Raw genomic sequence first — 18,835 nt, forward strand, 5'->3', positions numbered from 1 at the left:
CTACCGGAAAGTGCGCGCGGGTCAATGGCGCGCCTTGTCCATCCGGGCCGGGATGATTAGTTTCCGCTCAATTACAATGACAGGAGAGCCTCATGGCCGAGATCAAAGACCCCGAAAACACCATCATCATGGAACTCAAGGACGGCAACGTCGTTATCGAGCTGCTGCCCGATGTTGCGCCTGAACATTGCGCCCGGATGAAGGAACTGGCCCGGGGTGGGGAATATGACAACGTGGCGTTCCACCGCGTGATCGACGGCTTCATGGCCCAGACCGGCGATGTTCAGCATGGTGATATGGAAGACGGGTTCAACCTGCGCATGGCAGGCACCGGCGGGTCGTCGCTGCCCAACGTACCGGCCGAATTCTCGAAGCTGCCCCATGACCGTGGCACCATCGGAGCAGCGCGTTCGCAGAACCCGAACTCTGCCAACTCACAGTTCTTCATCAACTTCAAGGACAACAATTTCCTGAACGGTCAATACACCGTTTATGGCCGCGTCGTTGAGGGCATGGAACATGTCGATGCCATCACCCGTGGCGAACCGCCAGCGAACCCGGACCGCATGATCAGCGTCAAGGTTGCCGCCGATGCGTAAGCTGGCAGCTGTTTTTGCGTTGATGGCCAGCCCCGCGCTGGCAACCGGTCTGCAGATCGAGGTCGCAGGCGAGGCCAATGGTGTCATCACCATTGACCTGCTGGACGAGGTCGCGCCCAAACATGTGGAACAGATCGCTGCGCTGGCCGCCGAGGGACAGTATGACGGGGTGGTCTTTCACCGCGTGATTGATGGTTTCATGGCGCAAACCGGCGATGTGCAGTTTGGAAAACTGGGTTCGGATATGAGCCGCGCAGGTATGGGCGGATCTGACCGGGCAGACCTGAAGGCCGAATTTTCCGATGTGCCATACGAACGTGGCGTGGTTGGCATGGCCCGGTCACAGAATCCAAATTCCGGGAACTCGCAGTTCTTTATCATGTTTGCACCGGGGCATTTCCTGAACGGTCAGTACACCGTTGTTGGCAAAGTGACGGGTGGCATGGACGTGGTTGATGCGATCAAACGGGGCGCTGGGTCCAATGGATCCGTCGTGGGCCAGCCTGATGTGATGAAAAAAGTTACCGTGACCGATTAATCGTCGGGCGGAGTAATTTTCTTTTTCAAAGAAAATTACCAAGACTTTTAGCTAAAAGTCTTGGGCGGCGCGTTTGTTGGACGGGCCGCCCATTTTTTGTCACGCAGCTTCACATCCTTGTGCCCGGGCTGGTTTTGTCGGCTCTGGCGGAACACCCTGTGGTCTCAAACCCGCGAATTGGGGTCAAGGGAGGGTGGCATGATGTGGACGCGGCTGGTTGGAATCATTTTTGCGACTCTGGTCTTTTCGGGGCCTGGTGTTGCGGATCCGTCGTTTTGGAAACACGAATGGCCGGCGACTGATTTTTCTAGGACGCAGGTATCGAATTGGGCCGAAATCCTGTCCGGAGGTCCGCCCAAGGATGGGATCCTTGCGCTGCAAGATCCTGAATTTATTCACGCAATCAAGGACACACGGATCAAACCGCGCGAACCGGTTATCACGCTGGAGATCGACGGCCAATCTCCGCGGGCCTATCCTCTGCGGTATTTGACCTGGCATGAAATTGTCAACGACAGGGTGGGCGCGCTGCCTGTGGCGGTAACGTTTTGTCCGCTGTGCAATTCAGCGGTGACCTTTGACCGGCGGGTCCGGACCAGGACCCTGACATTCGGAGTGACGGGCAAGCTGCGCAATTCCGATATGGTCATGTATGACCGCGAAACCCAAAGCTGGTGGCAACAGGCGGTCGGCACCGCCATTGTTGGGGAATTGACCGGGACAGAACTTCGCCTGGTGCCCAGCTGGCTGGAAAGCTGGGAGGAATTCAGGACTCGAAATCCGATGGGGTTGGTTATGGAAGAGCCGCCGTACAATCGATCATACGGGCGCAACCCATATCGCGGATATGACAGCCGCAAACGGCCGTTCCTGTACAATGGCGAATTGCCGCCACACGGTATTCCGGCATTGGCCCGGGTGGTGCGGGTTGGGGATCGTGCCTGGCCATTGACCCGGCTGATGGCGGACCCGCAGATCACCGAGGCCGGGGTCAGGATCTCATGGCGACCCGGGCAGGCATCGGCGCTGGACACCGGGCGTATCGCGCGGGGGCGCGATGTCGGGTCGATCCGGGTCCGGGACAGTCAGGGACGGGATGTGGCACATGACGTGATGTTCGCCTTTGCCTTTCATGCCTTTTGGCCGGACGGGGTCTGGATGTTGGGAAAATAGGATTTGATATCTGTGGCTTGTCTTCAGAATAAAGAAACGCCACTCCAAATGGAGCGGCGTTTCAGAGTCCCTGTCAGACTCGGCGAGATCGACGCGAATTCCTCCCGACGCGTTCGATCCGGTATTCGGGCCGGAACGCTGTATCAGCTATCGGCTTTGGGCGCGGCAGCAGCCGGCTTGGGCGCTGCTTTGCCCGGGTTCAGCGGGTCATCCTGACGCTGAACAGATCCCTCAAAATGGGCACCGCTTTCGATGGCGATGGTTTTGTGGATGATGTCGCCTTCGACCCGTGCGGTCGATGTCAGGCGCACCTTGAGACCGCGCACGCGGCCGACGATGCGGCCATTGACCACGACGTCATCGGCGGTGACTTCGCCCTTGATGGTCGCGGTTTCACCCACGGTCAGCAGGTGGGCACGGATGTCGCCTTCGACAGTGCCTTCGACCTGAATGTCGCCGGTGGTTTTCATGTTGCCACTGACGTGCAAATCCGAGCTGAGCACCGATGCCGGTGGCTTTGCCTTGGGGGCCGAGGCGCGAAAATCGCTTTTCTCGGGAGCCGATGGGGCAGAAGTGGGCGTCGGGCTGGCCGCTTCGGGCGCTTTGGGTGCCGGATCGTTGATTTTGCTCTTAGAAAACATTTCTTGCAGCCTTGATATAGATCATCGGGTTTACCGGTCTTCCGCCGACGCGCACTTCGTAATGCAAATGCGTACCGGTGGACCGTCCTGTGCTACCCATATCAGCAATATGGTCCCCGCGCGAGACCCTTTGGCCCACCTTTACGCGGATATTGCTGTTATGAGCATAAAGTGTCTCAATGCCAAACGCATGTTTGATTTTCACCAGTTTTCCAAAGCCGCTTTGCCACCCGGCATGGCTGACCACGCCATCGGCCGTGGCAAAGATATCCGTGCCGCGGGCACCGGCGAAATCTGATCCGTTGTGCATGCGCCGACCACCCGTTTTGGGATCGCGACGGTAACCGTAGCCGCTGGTATAGCGGACGGCCGCCCGTACGGGGCTGGCAAAGGGGGCCTGTTGGGCCGCGATGCGATACAGGTTCAACTGATCCATCTGGTTCAGAATCTTGTTGGCCCTTATTTCGTCGGGCGAGGGTTCTTCACCGCGTGTGGAAAAGGATAAAGGGGTGAGCGGACCGCCCTGGCCGCTATAACCGCGCCGCACCTGTTCGATGATGCTGTCGGTTGGCATGCCCGCACTGCGGAACATCTTGTCCAGGGGTTCGACCGAAATCGCCATGGCTTCTTCGAGCTGGCGGAAAATCTGGTCGTTACGTTCCTGCATCAGTTCGATCTCGAACTCCAGCTCGGCCCGTTGATCCAAGGCCGCCTGCGCGTCGGCGCGGATCGCGTCGCGTTCCTGGGCCGTGTCAGCCAGAACATCCGACATGAATTCCATCTGGACCGGGGCGCTGCGGGCCATGGTGATCGCGGCGCTGCCTTCCTGGGTTTGTTTTTCCAGTTCGTTCAGCGCCTTGTGCGCGTCTTCGCGTTCGCTCATGGTGTCGCGCAGGGTGGTCTGGATGACGTCAATTCCAGTTTCCAGTTCGCGCCGTTGGGTTTCCGACGCCAGCAATTCGGATTGCATGGTCGAAATCTGCTTGAGCGCCGCGTTGAACCGCTGTTGGGCCATGACGGCTTCTTCTGCACGCTGATCCCGTTCGAATGACAGGGCGTTCAACCGGTCCCGGTACACTTCCTGATCGCGTTTGGCCTGTTCACGGAAATTGCCCGAACCGATGCTGTCCATCAACAGGATCGCGGTGGCGACAATGGCCCACATGACCATCACCGTCGCGCCCCCAAAGGCAATCAGCTGTGTTTCCGGCTTGAGACGGATAAACCGAGTATCGGAATCCGACTTCAAAAAGACCCGGCGTTCGGGGAACATCCGTTCCAGCACCGAGTGAATTTTTATCGCTAGACGAGTGCGCAAGCGTCCATCCCTGGTTCTATTCCGTACGTGCGCCGCATCCCCTCGGTTGCACGTATTTCTGGACAGGGTGCATACTGTGCCCAACGCCATTCGGCAAGTCTGTTAACGAAACCAAACCCCAAGCAACCGCGGCAAGGGGAGGTGAACCGGCAGAAAATCGCCGAAGGACAAAGGGTTGTGGGAAATTTGGCGCGATTTGGCGTCAGCGGGACGTGCCCCGGTCACCGATTGGGTCCTCGGCCAGCGGCCAATAGAAATCAGGTGGCAACCCCGCCTCGGCGCGTTTTTCTTCGTTAAAGGGGGGCTTGAGCGCGCCGTGGAAATAGGTGCGCACCAGACGATGGAATTCATCTTTGGGGTCCAGATTGTGACGCCCGCACAGGAAGTGAAACCACTTGGACCCATAGGCAACATGGCCGACCTCTTCGGCATAGATCACCTCTAATGCGGCCACGACCTCTGGCAATTTGGCCTTGCGAAAAATGTCGATCATTCCCGGTGTGACATCCAGACCACGCGCTTCGAGCACCATAGGAACCACGGCGAGACGCCCCATGAAATCCTGGGCGGTGTCTTCGGCGGCACGCCACATGCCCGCGTGGGCGGGCAAGGCGCCATAATGGCTGTCCAAACCTTCAAGACATTCGCATATCAAGTTGAAATGGTTCGATTCTTCGTCAGCAGCCTTGACCCAGTCGTCATAAAACCCCACTGGCATTTCGACGTGCGAGAACCGGGCAATGATATCCCAGTGCAAATCAACGGCGTTGAGTTCGATATGTCCGACCGCATGCAGCAGCGCAATCTGGCCAGGCCGCGATCCGGGGCGACGCCGGGGCACATCGCGTGGCGACAACAATTCGGGGCGATCCGGGCGGGCCGGGTGCAGGGGCGGGTTCGCGGTGCCAATTGCAATCGGCGCACGATCGCCCCGGCGCGCCGCAAACCATTCGGCGGCATGGTGGCGCGACAGGGTGGTTTTTTCGCGCCCATCAGCAGTTGTCAAAACCTGGGCGGCACGTTCGGCAAGCGAGAGATCGTCGGGCATCATGGATCCTGTGAATGGGCCACTCCGGTTCACCGCATATCACAGCGAATGTCCAGAGCGGCCGATCCCGCATGGTTCAGCCTTGCAGCGCGCGCACGGCGTCCAGAACTTCGGCCACATGGCCGTCGACCTTTACCTTGTGCCAGACCCGGGCGATCTTGCCTTGGGCATCAATCAGGAACGTCGACCGCTGGATTCCCATGGATTTGCGCCCATACATGTTCTTTTCGACCCAGACGCCGTAATCTTCGCACATGGTGCCATCAGCATCCGACAAAAGCGGGGTTGTCAGGTCGTGTTTGGCGACAAATTTGTCATGTTTGGCAACGGTGTCCTTGGAGATCCCAAAAACCTGTGCCCCGGCATCGGCAAAGGATTGCAAATCTTGAGAAAACCCGATGGATTCCTTGGTGCAGCCCGGCGTATCATCACGAGGATAGAAAAACAGAACAACAGCGCGGCCGCGCAGATCGGACAGGCTGATTTCGCCGCCTCCATCCCTGGGCAGGGTAAAATCGGGGGCGAGATCGGAAACATCAGGCATCAGGAAGAACTCCGGAATGAATTTTCAACATCTGGGTTGCATCATAACCATCGCAACCAGGGATTAAAGACGTACTATGCGCTCTGTCGATCAGGAAACTGACACCGGCCAGACCGGAGATGCGCCGCCGTCCCGGCGACGACCGCACCGGCGGGCGTTGCGCTGGGGGGCGTGGGTGGTGGCGATTTTGTCCATCGCTCTCAGCGGCGCGATTTTTTTCGGGATGGATCGCAACCTGACGGCACCGGATTGGTTGCGCGCCCGCGTGTCGCAGCGGATCGAACAGAATCTGAATGGAATGACGCTGGATTTCGGACGGGTGGACTTTGTCGTGAACAAAGGCTGGCGTCCGCGCATCCGGTTGCAGGATGTGGTGCTGGCCCGCGACGACGGGCGGGTTCTGGCGCAATTGGCCCATGCCGAGGCCTCTTTGGCCATGCGTCCGCTGCTGCGCGGCCAAATCCAACCCAAACAGATCGAACTGAGCGGGGCGTATGGTCAGTTGCAACGGGATGCCTCCGGGCAATTCGCGTTGAGCCTGGGGGATGGGTCGACGTCCACGAAACAGGCCGCTAGCCTGCCGCAACTGATCGAACAGGGAGACCAGTTGTTTCTGCACCCCCAGCTTCAGGCGCTCACATCGGTTCAGATGGATGCGCTGACGCTCAGCTACGAAGATCTGGGCCAAGGTCGCGCCTGGACATTGGACGGGGGCCAGATCCGGTTGGTGCGCCGTGACGATGACCTGCGGATCTCGGCGCTGTTTTCGCTGCTCAGCGGGCGGGACTATGCCAGCGGCATTGATGCCAGCTATGCCAGCCGGATCGGTGATACCGAGGCGGATATTTCCGTGTCGATCCACGAAGTTGCCAGCCAGGATATTGCCGCACAGAACGTCGCGCTGGAATGGTTGGGGGTTCTGGATGCGCCGATTTCGGGGGCCTTGCGGGGCAACATCGACAGCGACGGGGCGGTCGGACCGATTTCCGCCACTTTGCAGATTGGCCAAGGGGTTCTGAAACCGGCCGATCAGGCCCGACCGGTGTCCTTTCGGGGCGCGCGCAGCTATTTTACCTATGACCCGGTTCAGCAACGTCTGACTTTTGACGAACTCAGCCTGGACAGCGACTGGGGGATCGGCGCAGCGGCTGGTGGGGCCTACCTTTACACCGATGACCAGGGGCATCTGACCGATCTGGTGGGGCAGTTCAGCTTTCGGGATGTTCAGGCCAATCCCGGCAATTTCTATGAGGCCCCCCTGACGCTGAGCAAAGCTACCGCTGATTTCCGGCTGCAGCTGAACCCGTTCCGCTTCACGCTGGGAGAGGCATTGGTGCATCTGGATCAAAGCAAGCTGCGCCTCAGCGCCGATGCTTCGGTTCAGGCTCAGGATCTGGTGTTTGCGCTGAATGCCGAACTGGATCAGCTGGACGTTCCGGCGGTGAAACGATTGTGGCCCGCGTCGCTGGCGCCCAAGCCGCGCAAATGGGTGGCCGATAATCTGTTGTCCGGCGACATGAGCCAGGGCCGCTTTTCGATCCGCGGCACGGCGGGGCAGAAACCGGTGATTCAGGCGGGGTTCACCTTTGACAATGCGTCGATCCGGTTTCTGAAGACCATGCCGCCAATCCAGGGTGGGGGCGGACAGGCCAGCCTGGTGAACGGACGTTTTGTGGTGCTCGCGACCAAAGGCACGGTGACAGGGGACGCCGGTGGACCGATCGACGTTGCCGGAACGTCCTTTATCATTCCGGACATCCGGATCAAGAAAGCCGCGCCCAGCGTAACCCGTGTCACGGGCCGGGGCGAGGTGACTTCGGTCATGTCATTGTTGGCCCGCCCGCCGCTGAGCGTGCTGAAGAACACGGTTTTGCCGGTCAATATGGTTGATGGCATGGCCTATATCACCGGCACTTTGGCCCTGCCATTGCGGGACAAGGTGCCGTTCGAGGACATCAAATTCCATCTCAAGGGGGACATTCGGGACGTGTCGAGCACGCTTTTGGTGCCCGGCCACACCCTGACGGCGGATGCGCTGGATATCACCGGAGACCAAAGTGCCATCCGCATTCACGGCCAGGGCGCGCTCAGCGGCATTCCGGTTCGGGCCGAATGGTCCCGCCCCATCGGCAAGGGCGTGTCGCCGGACAGTCAGGTGTCTGGAACCGTGGAGTTGTCGGCGCAGGTCATCGACACCTTTAATATCGGCCTGCCGCCCGGCACGGTGTCAGGGCGGGGGCAGGGGCAGTTTGTTCTGGATCTCGGCCCGAACCGTGCGGCCAGATTGTCGGTGACATCGGATCTGCAGGGGGTTGGCCTGCAGATGGCCGAATTGGGATGGCGCAAGCCGACAGGGACGTCCGGAACGCTCGACCTGTCGGGGGAACTGGGAGACAAGGTGCAACTGGACAAGCTGATCCTTCAGGCGGCCGGACTGACGGCGACCGGAAGCGTGATCAACCGGACCGGCGGCGGGCTGGACAGGGCCTTGCTCAGCTCGATCCGGGTCGGGGGCTGGTTGGATGCGGCCGTGGAGCTGGTCGGACGTGGCACATCGGCACCAGAGATCCGGATTCTCAGTGGAACATTGGATTTGCGCAAGGCCCCTTTCGGCTCTTCGGGGACGTCATCTGCGGCAGGAGCGGGCACCGGCACGGGCCCAATGGATGTGGCGCTGAACCAATTGCAGATCACCGACAGTATTTCCCTGACCGGATTTCGGGGCGATTTTTCCACCCAGGGCGGATTCAATGGCAAATTCAGCGGGCGTCTGAATGGCGGAACCGCGGTCACGGGCCTGTTGGTGCCGCGCGAAAACGGCAGCGCCATCCGTATTCAATCCCAGGATGCGGGGGGGGTCTTTCGGGACTCGGGAATTCTGAGCAACGGCCAGGGCGGGTCCTTTGACATGACCCTATTGCCGACCGCCGAAGAAGGCCATTTCGAAGGCCAGATGAGCGTGCGCAACACACGGGTCAAAAATGGGCCTGCGATTGGGGCGCTGGTCAATTCGATCAGCGTGATCGGTCTGCTCGACGAATTGACCGGCAACGGGATCCAGTTCAATGCGGTGGATGCCCGGTTTCGGTTGGGACCATCTGTCATCACCGTCTATGAAAGCAGCGCCGAAGGGCCGTCGATCGGGTTGTCGATGGATGGGACATTCGACGTCGAGCGCAGCCTGCTGAACATGCGCGGAGTCATTTCACCGGTCTATCTGTTGAATGCGATCGGCAGCCTGGTCACCCGCAAGGGCGAAGGCGTGTTCGGGTTCAGTTATCGCCTGACCGGCCCGACCACGGATCCATCTGTGCAGGTCAATCCGTTGTCCGGGCTGGCTCCGGCGATGCTGCGCGACATTTTTCGCACGCCCGGTGCCAAGGCTCCGCAAACCGAATTGCCTGTGGATCAGGGCAGCGGCGGAGCCGAAACAGGCTCCGAACGCGGCAACGCCGGTGACAGGTGACCCATTTTCAATTCTGGCAAAAGCCCCTATAGGCCCGGATCATGAAACTCTCTGATTTTGATTTCGACCTGCCCGAACATCTGATTGCAACCCGACCGGCCAATCCCCGTTCGTCGGCCCGCCTGTTGGTCGCCAATGGCGATGCTCTGACGGATGCGCATGTGACGGATCTGGTGGATTGGCTGCGTCCCGGTGATCTGCTTGTGCTGAACGACACCAAGGTCATTCCCGCCCGTCTCAGCGGTGCGCGCCATCGCAGCGGTCCGCAGGGCGATACCGCGGCCAAGATGGAAGTGACCCTGTTGGAGCCGCGCGCCGACGGGACCTGGGCGGCGCTTCTGAAACCGCTCAAGAAGATCCGGGTGGGCGAAGACATCCGATTTGGCGCGACACTGTCGGCCCGGTTGACGGATGTTCAGGACGGGCAGGCGCATTTGCTGTTCAATTTGTCTGGCGATGATTTTGATGCGGCCCTGGCCCAGGCTGGGGCCATGCCGCTGCCCCCCTATATTGCCGCCAAACGCCCGGCGGACGCGCAGGATAAAGAAGACTATCAGACGGTGTGGGCCCGTCATTCCGGTGCTGTCGCAGCCCCGACCGCATCGCTGCATTTTGACCAGCCGCTGCTGGATCGTCTGGCCGCGATGGGCGTTGGATTTACCCATGTGACGCTGCATGTGGGGGCCGGGACGTTCCTGCCGGTCAAGGTGGATGACGTCACCACCCACAAGATGCACGCCGAATGGGGCCGGGTCAGCGATGAGGCCGCGGCCCGCATTGCCGAAACCAAGGCCGCAGGCGGACGTGTGATCCCGGTTGGGACAACCGCGCTGCGCCTGATCGAAAGCGCCGCGCGCAGCGGAGCGATCGGTCCCTGGGAAGGTGAAACCGACATCTTTATCTATCCCGGGTTTACCTTTCGTGTGGTCGACGCGCTGATGACCAATTTCCATTTGCCCAAATCGACCTTGATGATGCTGGTGTCGGCGCTGATGGGGCAACAAGCTGTGCGCGATATCTATACCCATGCCGTCGCACAGGGGTATCGTTTCTTTTCTTATGGGGATGCGTCGCTTTTGATCCCCGGTGGGGCGAAACTGGCTCAGAATCCCGAACAATAATCATGGACAAGCACGGCTCTGGCCCTGTTAACATCGGGCGTGCCCCGAGGGGGTGGTTTTAACATCCAAGCAGCGGAGTTGCGCGATGCTACAGGTTTTGTCGAGCGCGTGGGCGCTGTTGCTGGGAATGGGGCTGTTGATGGTTGGCAACGGCCTGCAGGGTACCATGTTGGGGGTGCGCGGCGAAATCGAAGGGTTTTCCACCTTTGAGATGTCCATGGTGATGTCGGCCTATTTCGTCGGCTTTCTGGGGGGATCCCGCCTGGCACCCGAGATGATCCGCCGCGTTGGGCATGTTCGCGTGTTTGCGGCGCTGGCGTCGTTCATTTCGGCTGTGATGATCCTGTATCCGGTGCTTCCCAGCATCTATGTCTGGATCGCAGGGCGTATTTTAATCGGGTTCTGCTTTTCCGGTGTGTATGTCACGGCGGAAAGCTGGCTGAACAATGCCGCGGACAATTCCAACCGTGGCAAAGCATTGTCGCTGTATATGATCGTTCAGATGATCGGGATCATCACGGCGCAGGGATTGATTCAGGTGGGCGACCCGGGCGGCTACGAAGCGTTTGTGATCGCGTCGATTCTGGTTTCGATCTCCTTTGCTCCGATCCTGTTGTCGATCTCTCCGACCCCTGCATTTGACACCGCAAAACCCATGACCCTGCGCGAATTGATGCGGATTTCACCGCTGGGCTGTGTGGGCATGTTCATTCTTGGCGGGATCTTTTCGGCCCAATTCGGCATGAGCGCGGTTTACGGCGCCGCCGTGGGCATGTCGCTGACCAAACTCTCGCTCTTTGTCGCGACGTTTTATATGGGCGCGTTGGTGCTGCAATATCCGCTTGGCTGGATTTCGGATCGGATGGATCGCCGGGGGTTGATCCTGATTGTGGCCCTGGTTGGCGGCGGCGGTTCCGTGCTGGGTTTCATTTTAGGCGGCGATTTCAAGATGTTGCTTGTCTCGGCGTTTATTATTGGCGGCCTGTCAAACCCGCTGTATTCGCTGTTGATCGCCTATACCAACGACTATCTCGACCATGATGATATGGCCGCCGCTTCGGGCGGGCTGGTCTTTATCAACGGGCTGGGTGCGATTGCCGGGCCGATGATTACCGGTTGGCTGATGGCCGATGTGGTGCTGGGGCCGGCGGGGTTCTTTGCTTTCATGGCAGCCCTGATGTTTGTCATGGCCGCCTATGCTGCCTACCGCGCGACTCAGCGGGCCTCGATCCCGGTTGAAGATACCGGCACAATGTCGCCGATGTCTCCGACAGCCTCGCCGGTGGCGGTGGAATGGGCGCAAGAAGTCGCCATCGAAGCCGACCTGGAAGCCCAAGAAGAGGGCGAAGCGATATAATCTTGCATAAAAATGTCGTCTTGTTGCAATTTGTTACTGTAACACCTGTGTAAAACCCTTTTAAATCACAGGTGTGCTGGGCAGTAACAGTGGAGACAGACAGATGGTCGGGCCCGACGAGATTTTAAGGTATTGGTTGGACGAGTTGGGCCCTGCGGGGTGGTACTCGGGGGCAGCGGAACTGGATCAGAAAATTCGGGATAAATTCCTGTCCACATGGGAGGCCGCCTGTGAAGGCAAGTTTTCCCTGTGGCTGACGTATCCATCCGGGACCCTGGCCTATATCATTCTGATGGATCAATTCCCGCGCAATATGTTCCGCGATACCGGGAAAGCCTTTGCAACTGATCGCGCGGCGCTCGCCGTGGCCAAGGTCGCAATCAACAAGGGGTGGGATCTGAAGATCGACGAACCAGCCCGACAGTTCTTTTACCTGCCGCTGATGCATTCGGAAAACCTGTGCGATCAGGACCGCTGTGTGCGCCTGATGAAGGAGCGGATGCCAATTGCCGGAGAATCCAACCTGCTGCATGCCCGGGCGCATCGCCAGGTGATCCGTGAATTCGGACGGTTCCCCTATCGCAATCAGGCATTGTCACGCCATTCCACCGGGCTCGAAACCGCCTATGTCCAGGCAGGCGGATACGGGCACACCATGCGCCAGTTGCAGGCGACGGGTTAACCGGCTGGCACGCACCCCTTGATGTCCAAAACGCTGCGGGTCAGGGCATCCGCAGCCGTTTCAACAGTATGTGTGATCAGCACTTCCGGTGATTGTGCCAAGGTGCGGACCTGGCTTTGAACGCCCTCAATCCGGCTATCCAGCAGTTGAACCCGATGTTGCAGCCGTTGCAGGGCTGGTGTGCTCAGCGCGTTTGATTTGTCCTTGATCGCCACAAGATCCTGACGCAATTCGGCCAGATCGTTGCGCGCCCCCCGTACCTCATCCCGCAATGGCTCTACCTTTATGAGGTTTTGGGCAAAGGTGGCCGTCGCACCGTCCAGGACGACCGCGGTTTTCCATGCCAGAAACAGACACAGCGCAACAAGGATCAGCGTGGCGTTGAGCAAAGCGAGTGCGAGGTTTTTGAGCGTTTTGGCCATGACGTGTCCAATTTCCATTGTCATAAAATGTGTCCGCCGCCTGAAATTGATGCGACAAACCAGTGTTAGCCTATTGGCCGGGGTCGGTATAGGCTGACCTTACCGTGTTTTTGGCCCTGTTCCGTGCGTCTGAGATGTCGCAGGGGTGGGGGATTGATGTGTTTTGGGAATTAGTTTAACGGTAAACTAGTTTTTTTATTGCGCTGCGCCGAGGGGATATCATGGCCGCTAAAACCTATGATCTGATTGTTGTCGGGGCCGGCCCCGGTGGATATGTGGCTGCCATTCGGGCGGCGCAGCTGGGGCTGAAGGTTGCAGTTGTCGAACGCGAACATCTGGGCGGCATCTGTCTGAACTGGGGATGCATCCCGACCAAGGCGCTGTTGCGGTCGTCCGAAGTATTCCATCTGATGGAGCGGGCATCCGAATTCGGGCTCAAGGCCGAGAAGATCGGCTATGATCTGGACGCGGTGGTCAAACGCTCGCGCGGGGTGGCCAAACAGCTGTCCGGCGGCATTGGCCACCTGTTGAAGAAGAACAAGGTCACTGTGGTGATGGGGGCTGCGACCCTGCCTGCCAAGGGCAAGGTATCTGTCAAAACGGACAAGGGCACCGAAGAGCTGGAGGCGAAGAACATCGTTCTTGCCACCGGCGCGCGGGCCCGTGAACTGCCGGGGCTCGAGGCCGACGGTGATCTGGTCTGGACCTATAAACACGCGCTGCAACCGCCGCGCATGCCCAAAAAGCTGCTGGTCATCGGGTCGGGCGCAATTGGCATCGAATTTGCCAGCTTTTACAACACGCTGGGGTCCGAAACGACCGTGGTCGAGGTGATGGATCGGGTGTTGCCGGTCGAAGATGCAGAAATCAGTGCATTCGCCAAAAAAGCCTTTGTCAAACAGGGGATGAAGATCATGGAGAAAGCCATGGTCAAACAGCTGGACCGGGCCAAGGGCAAGGTGACGGCCCATATCGAAGTCGGTGGCAAGGTCGAGAAACACGATTTTGACACGGTGATTTCCGCAGTCGGAATCGTTGGCAATGTCGAAAACCTGGGGCTCGAAGCGCTGGGAGTAAAGCTGGATCGCACGCATGTTGTCACGGACGCCTATTGTCGGACCGGGGTCGACGGCCTGTACGCTATTGGCGATATCGCCGGCGCACCGTGGCTGGCGCACAAGGCGTCTCACGAAGGTGTCATGGTGGCCGAATTGATCGCGGGCAAACATGCCCATCCAGTCAAACCCGAAAGCATCGCAGGTTGCACGTATTGTCATCCCCAGGTGGCGAGCGTTGGGTATTCCGAAGCCAAGGCCAAGGAACTGGGGTACGACATCAAGGTTGGCCGCTTTCCCTTTATCGGCAACGGCAAGGCGATCGCATTGGGCGAGGCCGAAGGCATGGTGAAAACCGTCTTTGACGCCAAAACCGGCGAATTGCTGGGCGCGCATATGGTCGGGGCCGAAGTCACCGAGATGATCCAGGGGTATGTGGTCGGCCGTCAGTTGGAGACCACCGAAGAAGACCTGATGAACACCGTGTTCCCGCACCCCACGCTGTCCGAAATGATGCATGAAAGCGTGTTGGACGCTTTTGACCGCGTTATTCATATGTAAGGTCTGTGACAGGCAGGGCCGGTAGCAGGCTCTGCCTCCAACCCCTTTGGGTGTTCGGTGGAAGATATTCGTTTGGGTGCTGGGTCACATGACCCGGCCCGTTGTCGCACCAGAAAGCCCAACAACCGCCAGAGACAGCGGAGCAAGATCGGGTTTGGCGGTATTCCCCGCACTTTGGCACGGTTGAAGGGGAAATTGGCTGAATTCACTGTCAACCCAGGTGTCTGCGCTTGTGCGTGGCCCGGGGTCTGTGGTCTCTTGGTCTCACGAACAAGGAGACCAATCTGTGCCCAGCCTGAACCGTATTGTAATGGGGAAATCCAGCCGCGGAATGATCCGCGACCTGAAACCCGCCAGCCTGGATGTCGCTGAGATTTCAGGTAAATGGGGCGAGATGTTCAAGTTCCGGTCCTACAGACAATTCCGGTACCCCGAGTTTGACATCTGCGAAGGACCGTTTCGCGGCGCAGACGACCGGATCCTGAAATTCGACCTGATCCTGGCCAATCAGGTGTGGGAACATCTGGACCGTCCATATCAGGCGACCAAATACGTGCGGCGTATGCTGCGTCGGGGCGGGCATTTCTGGGTCGCGGTCCCGTTTTTCATTCCTTTTCACGCCGCGCCTAACGATTGTTCGCGTTGGTCGGCGCGCGGGCTCAAGAATTTTCTGGTGGAATGCGGGTTCGAAGAGGATGCCATCCGTGCCCGTCAATGGGGCAACCGGAACGCGGCGTTGCGCAATATGGAAGAGGTCTGGCCCCCGGAATATGACGAAGAGGCCGATTCGCTCGAAAATGACCCGAAGATGCCGATTTGTTCCTGGGCGATAGCCCAAAAGACCTAAGTGGCAGCGGCAAATGTATCGTCAGGCGGGTTCGACCGCCCCGCCGGCCCGCAGCCATCCGGGTAATCCACCGATGTTATGCACATCCTCATACCCCAATTGGCGCAGGATCTTGCGTGCTGCCATGCTGCGCCCCCCAGAGGCGCAATAAACTGCAATCGGAGTGTTCTGGCGCAGCCGATTATCAAAATCTGGGTGGCGTGGATCGGCCACGTCCCGCAGCCGGATCAGGGGAATATGCAAGGCCCCCAAGGCTTTGCCAGAGCTTTTGACTTCTGCGTGTTCGCGGACATCCACCAGAATGATGGTTCCGTCGCGCACCCCGGCAATGGCATCCTGCGGTGTCATTTTTCCGGGCAACAGGGATTTGAGCGTGAACATCGGGGCCTCATCTGTCGGTTTGGTGTTACGGCAATCTAACATTCAAAAAAGCGAATACAAATATTTTCTTGCCAAATTTCGCTTGTTCACACTTTGTTCGCTATTTTGTCTTGGATACCCGGCACCTGTCGCCTATCTCTAGGAAGATTGTATTGGGGGCATCATGGCTGAGCTGAAATCCATCGAAGTGCGCGGTGCGCGCGAACACAATCTGAAAGGCATCGACGTGGATATTCCACGCGATCAGCTGGTGGTGATCACCGGCCTGTCCGGCTCAGGGAAATCCTCGTTGGCGTTTGATACGATCTATGCCGAAGGACAACGCCGCTATGTTGAATCGCTGTCCGCCTATGCGCGTCAGTTTCTGGACATGATGGAAAAGCCGGATGTCGACCATATCAGCGGCCTGTCTCCGGCGATCTCCATCGAACAGAAAACCACGTCGAAAAACCCCCGTTCGACCGTGGGGACCGTGACCGAAATATATGACTATATGCGTCTGTTGTTCGCGCGTGCGGGGACCCCGTACAGTCCCGCCACCGGCAAGCCGATCGAGGCGCAACAGGTTCAGGACATGGTCGATCGGACCATGGCGATGGAGGAGGGCACCCGTGGCTATTTGCTGGCCCCCATCGTGCGCGACCGCAAGGGCGAATACCGTAAGGAATTCCTGGAGTTACGCAAAAGCGGCTTTCAGCGGGTCAAGGTGGATGGTGAGTTCTATGAACTGGACGAACCGCCGACATTGGACAAGAAATACCGCCATGACATCGACGTTGTCGTGGACCGGGTCGTGGTGCGCGAAGGCATGGAAACCCGGTTGGCCGACAGTTTCCGCACCGCGCTGGACCTGGCTGATGGCATTGCGATTTTTGAAACCGCCCCGCGCGAAGGGGATCCGGAGCGGATCACGTTTTCGGAAAACTTTGCCTGTCCGGTCAGCGGGTTCACCATTCCCGAAATCGAACCGCGCATGTTTTCCTTTAACGCCCCCTTTGGGGCCTGTCAGGAATGTGACGGGTTGGGGGTCGAACTGTTCTTTGACGAACGTCTGGTGGTGCCGGATGCCGCGCTCAAGGTTTATGACGGGGCGTTGGCCCCGTGGCGCAAGGGCAAGTCGCCCTATTTCCTGCAAACCATCGAAGCCATCGCCAAACATTACGAGTTTGACAAGAACATTCCGTGGAAGGATCTGCCTGCGCACGTAAAGCAGGTCTTCCTCTATGGGTCTGGCGACGAAGAAATCCCGTTCCGCTATGACGAAGGCGGCCGGGTGTATCAGGTGACCCGCAGTTTCGAAGGCGTCATTCCGAACATGGAACGGCGCTATCGCGAAACGGATTCAAACTGGATTCGCGAAGAGTTTGAACGCTATCAAAACAACCGACCCTGTGGTGCCTGCGAGGGCTATCGCCTGCGGGACGAGGCATTGGCGGTCAAGATCGGGTCTGCCGCGGGCAAGCAGGAAAACCTGCTGCATGTCGGACAGGTTGTACAGATGTCGATCCGCGAGGCGCTAGCCTGGATCGAAGATGTGCCAAACCATCTGACACAGCAAAAACAAGAGATCGCCCGCGCCATCGTCAAGGAAATTCGCGAACGGTTGGGTTTCCTGAATAACGTGGGATTGGAATACCTTACGCTGTCCCGTTCAAGCGGAACATTGTCGGGTGGCGAAAGCCAGCGTATCCGGTTGGCCTCGCAAATCGGGTCGGGTTTGACCGGGGTTCTCTATGTGCTGGACGAGCCGTCCATCGGGTTGCACCAACGCGACAACGACCGCCTGTTGGGCACGCTGAAGAACCTGCGCGATCAGGGCAATACAGTCATTGTGGTCGAACATGACGAAGAAGCGATCCGCGAAGCCGATTACGTGTTCGACATCGGCCCAGGCGCAGGTGTGCACGGCGGTCAGGTTGTCAGCCATGGCACCCCGGCCGAAATAACGGCGGATGCTGCGTCGATCACAGGCCAATATCTGGCCGGGACGCGTGAAATTGCCATTCCCGCCAAACGGCGTAAGGGCAACAAGAAGTCCGTCAAAGTGGTCAAGGCCACCGGCAATAACCTCAAGAATGTCACAGCAGACTTCCCATTGGGTAAATTTGTCTGTGTGTCGGGGGTTTCGGGGGGCGGAAAGTCGACCCTGACCATCGAAACCCTGTTCAAGACCGCATCCATGCGGCTGAACGGTGCACGCCAGACGCCGGCACCCTGCGAGACGATCAAGGGGTTGGAGCATCTGGACAAGGTGATCGACATCGACCAGCGCCCCATCGGGCGCACGCCGCGATCCAACCCGGCCACCTATACCGGTGCCTTTACCCCGATCCGCGACTGGTTCGCCGGTCTGCCCGAGGCCAAGGCGCGGGGGTACAAGCCAGGACGGTTCAGCTTTAACGTCAAAGGGGGGCGGTGCGAGGCCTGTCAGGGCGACGGCGTGATCAAGATCGAAATGCATTTTTTGCCCGACGTCTATGTCACCTGCGAAACCTGTCAGGGCGCGCGCTATAACCGCGAGACGCTGGAGATCAAGTTCAAGGGCAAGAGCATTGCCGATGTTCTGGACATGACGGTGGAAGACGCACAGGAGTTTTTCAAGGCGGTTCCATCGATCCGGGACAAGATGGACGCGCTGGCCCGGGTGGGGTTGGGGTATATCAAGGTTGGCCAACAGGCGACGACCCTGTCAGGTGGCGAAGCGCAACGGGTCAAGCTGTCCAAGGAACTATCGAAACGCTCAACCGGGCGGACGCTGTATATCCTGGACGAACCCACAACAGGTCTGCATTTCGAAGATGTGCGCAAACTGTTGGAAGTGCTGCATGAATTGGTCGAAGGCGGCAATACGGTGGTGGTGATCGAGCACAATCTGGATGTCATAAAGACCGCAGATTGGATCATTGACATTGGTCCCGAAGGGGGGGACGGCGGCGGTGAGATCGTGGCCAAGGGCACGCCGGAAACCGTGGCCGCAGAACCGCGCAGCCATACCGGACACTATCTGAAAGCCATTCTGGACGCGCGGGCCGTCGCGGCGGAATAGGCGGTTTCCGAGGCCTGATCGAACGGCGGAGTTCCT

The 18,835-nt window shown here is 58.9% G+C and carries 16 protein-coding genes; 10 read left to right on the top strand and 6 right to left on the bottom strand.

What is annotated here, in order from left to right; translation table 11 throughout:
- The first annotated feature begins 92 nt into the window (after positions 1-92).
- The 3 genes from K3727_09885 (at position 93) to K3727_09895 (ending at position 2,310) form a co-directional block, all read left to right on the top strand.
- Positions 93-599 (top strand): peptidylprolyl isomerase, encoded by a 507-nt coding sequence (locus K3727_09885; GenBank protein UWQ93058.1) that lies wholly within the window; start codon positions 93-95, stop codon positions 597-599.
- On the top strand, positions 592-1,137 hold the full coding sequence (locus K3727_09890) for a peptidylprolyl isomerase (protein UWQ93059.1): 546 nt from the start codon (positions 592-594) through the stop codon (positions 1,135-1,137). The genes K3727_09885 and K3727_09890 overlap by 8 nt, the downstream gene beginning before the upstream one ends.
- A gap of 201 nt (positions 1,138-1,338) precedes the next feature.
- Entirely contained in the window at positions 1,339-2,310 is a 972-nt protein-coding gene (locus K3727_09895) for a DUF3179 domain-containing protein (protein ID UWQ93333.1), read from the top strand.
- A gap of 143 nt (positions 2,311-2,453) precedes the next feature.
- Here the strand turns inward: K3727_09895 and K3727_09900 are convergent, their stop codons facing one another.
- The 4 genes from K3727_09900 to K3727_09915 all read right to left on the bottom strand — a co-directional run bounded on the left by K3727_09900 (position 2,454) and on the right by K3727_09915 (position 5,861).
- The gene (locus K3727_09900; GenBank protein UWQ93060.1) at positions 2,454-2,951 is read right to left on the bottom strand and encodes a polymer-forming cytoskeletal protein; all 498 of its coding nucleotides are present in this window, start codon (positions 2,949-2,951) and stop codon (positions 2,454-2,456) included.
- Positions 2,941-4,269, bottom strand: a complete 1,329-nt coding sequence (locus K3727_09905) for a peptidoglycan DD-metalloendopeptidase family protein (protein UWQ93061.1) — start codon at positions 4,267-4,269, stop codon at positions 2,941-2,943. Before K3727_09905 ends, K3727_09900 begins: the two co-directional genes overlap by 11 nt.
- Before the next feature lie 202 nt (positions 4,270-4,471).
- Positions 4,472-5,320, bottom strand: coding sequence for a ferritin-like domain-containing protein (locus K3727_09910; protein ID UWQ93062.1), 849 nt, complete (start codon positions 5,318-5,320; stop codon positions 4,472-4,474).
- A gap of 73 nt (positions 5,321-5,393) precedes the next feature.
- Complete coding sequence (locus tag K3727_09915) at positions 5,394-5,861, bottom strand: peroxiredoxin (protein ID UWQ93063.1); 468 nt, start codon at positions 5,859-5,861, stop codon at positions 5,394-5,396.
- Between the two features lie 76 nt (positions 5,862-5,937).
- Here K3727_09915 and K3727_09920 point away from each other — a divergent pair, with 76 nt between their 5' ends.
- The 4 genes from K3727_09920 to K3727_09935 all read left to right on the top strand — a co-directional run bounded on the left by K3727_09920 (position 5,938) and on the right by K3727_09935 (position 12,487).
- Positions 5,938-9,327, top strand: a complete 3,390-nt coding sequence (locus K3727_09920) for an AsmA family protein (GenBank protein UWQ93064.1) — start codon at positions 5,938-5,940, stop codon at positions 9,325-9,327.
- A 41-nt stretch (positions 9,328-9,368) separates the two neighbouring features.
- A complete protein-coding gene (gene queA, locus K3727_09925) occupies positions 9,369-10,448 on the top strand; it encodes a tRNA preQ1(34) S-adenosylmethionine ribosyltransferase-isomerase QueA (protein ID UWQ93065.1) in 1,080 nt (359 codons plus the stop codon).
- 85 nt (positions 10,449-10,533) lie between these two features.
- Positions 10,534-11,805 (top strand): MFS transporter, encoded by a 1,272-nt coding sequence (locus K3727_09930; protein UWQ93066.1) that lies wholly within the window; start codon positions 10,534-10,536, stop codon positions 11,803-11,805.
- Positions 11,806-11,908: 103 nt separating this feature from the next.
- Positions 11,909-12,487 carry a DUF924 domain-containing protein gene (locus K3727_09935; protein UWQ93067.1) on the top strand — a complete coding sequence of 193 codons (579 nt, stop codon included), beginning with the start codon at positions 11,909-11,911 and terminating at the stop codon, positions 12,485-12,487.
- Here the strand turns inward: K3727_09935 and K3727_09940 are convergent.
- On the bottom strand, positions 12,484-12,933 hold the full coding sequence (locus tag K3727_09940; protein ID UWQ93068.1) for a hypothetical protein: 450 nt from the start codon (positions 12,931-12,933) through the stop codon (positions 12,484-12,486). The genes K3727_09935 and K3727_09940 overlap by 4 nt on opposite strands.
- Positions 12,934-13,130: 197 nt before the next feature.
- On the opposite strand from K3727_09940, the gene lpdA reads away from it, so the two are divergent.
- Complete coding sequence (gene lpdA / locus K3727_09945) at positions 13,131-14,525, top strand: dihydrolipoyl dehydrogenase (protein UWQ93069.1); 1,395 nt, start codon at positions 13,131-13,133, stop codon at positions 14,523-14,525.
- Between the two features lie 310 nt (positions 14,526-14,835).
- Positions 14,836-15,372, top strand: a complete 537-nt coding sequence (locus K3727_09950; protein UWQ93334.1) for a class I SAM-dependent methyltransferase — start codon at positions 14,836-14,838, stop codon at positions 15,370-15,372.
- A gap of 21 nt (positions 15,373-15,393) precedes the next feature.
- Here K3727_09950 and K3727_09955 read toward each other — a convergent pair whose 3' ends face one another.
- Entirely contained in the window at positions 15,394-15,753 is a 360-nt protein-coding gene (locus K3727_09955) for a sulfurtransferase (GenBank protein UWQ93070.1), read from the bottom strand.
- A gap of 163 nt (positions 15,754-15,916) precedes the next feature.
- On the opposite strand from K3727_09955, the gene uvrA reads away from it, so the two are divergent.
- Positions 15,917-18,799 carry an excinuclease ABC subunit UvrA gene (uvrA, locus tag K3727_09960; GenBank protein UWQ93071.1) on the top strand — a complete coding sequence of 961 codons (2,883 nt, stop codon included), beginning with the start codon at positions 15,917-15,919 and terminating at the stop codon, positions 18,797-18,799.
- The last annotated feature ends 36 nt before the right edge of the window (positions 18,800-18,835 follow it).

The organism is Rhodobacteraceae bacterium M382 (assembly GCA_025141015.1).
Classification (GTDB): Bacteria; Pseudomonadota; Alphaproteobacteria; order Rhodobacterales; family Rhodobacteraceae; genus Aliisedimentitalea; species Aliisedimentitalea scapharcae.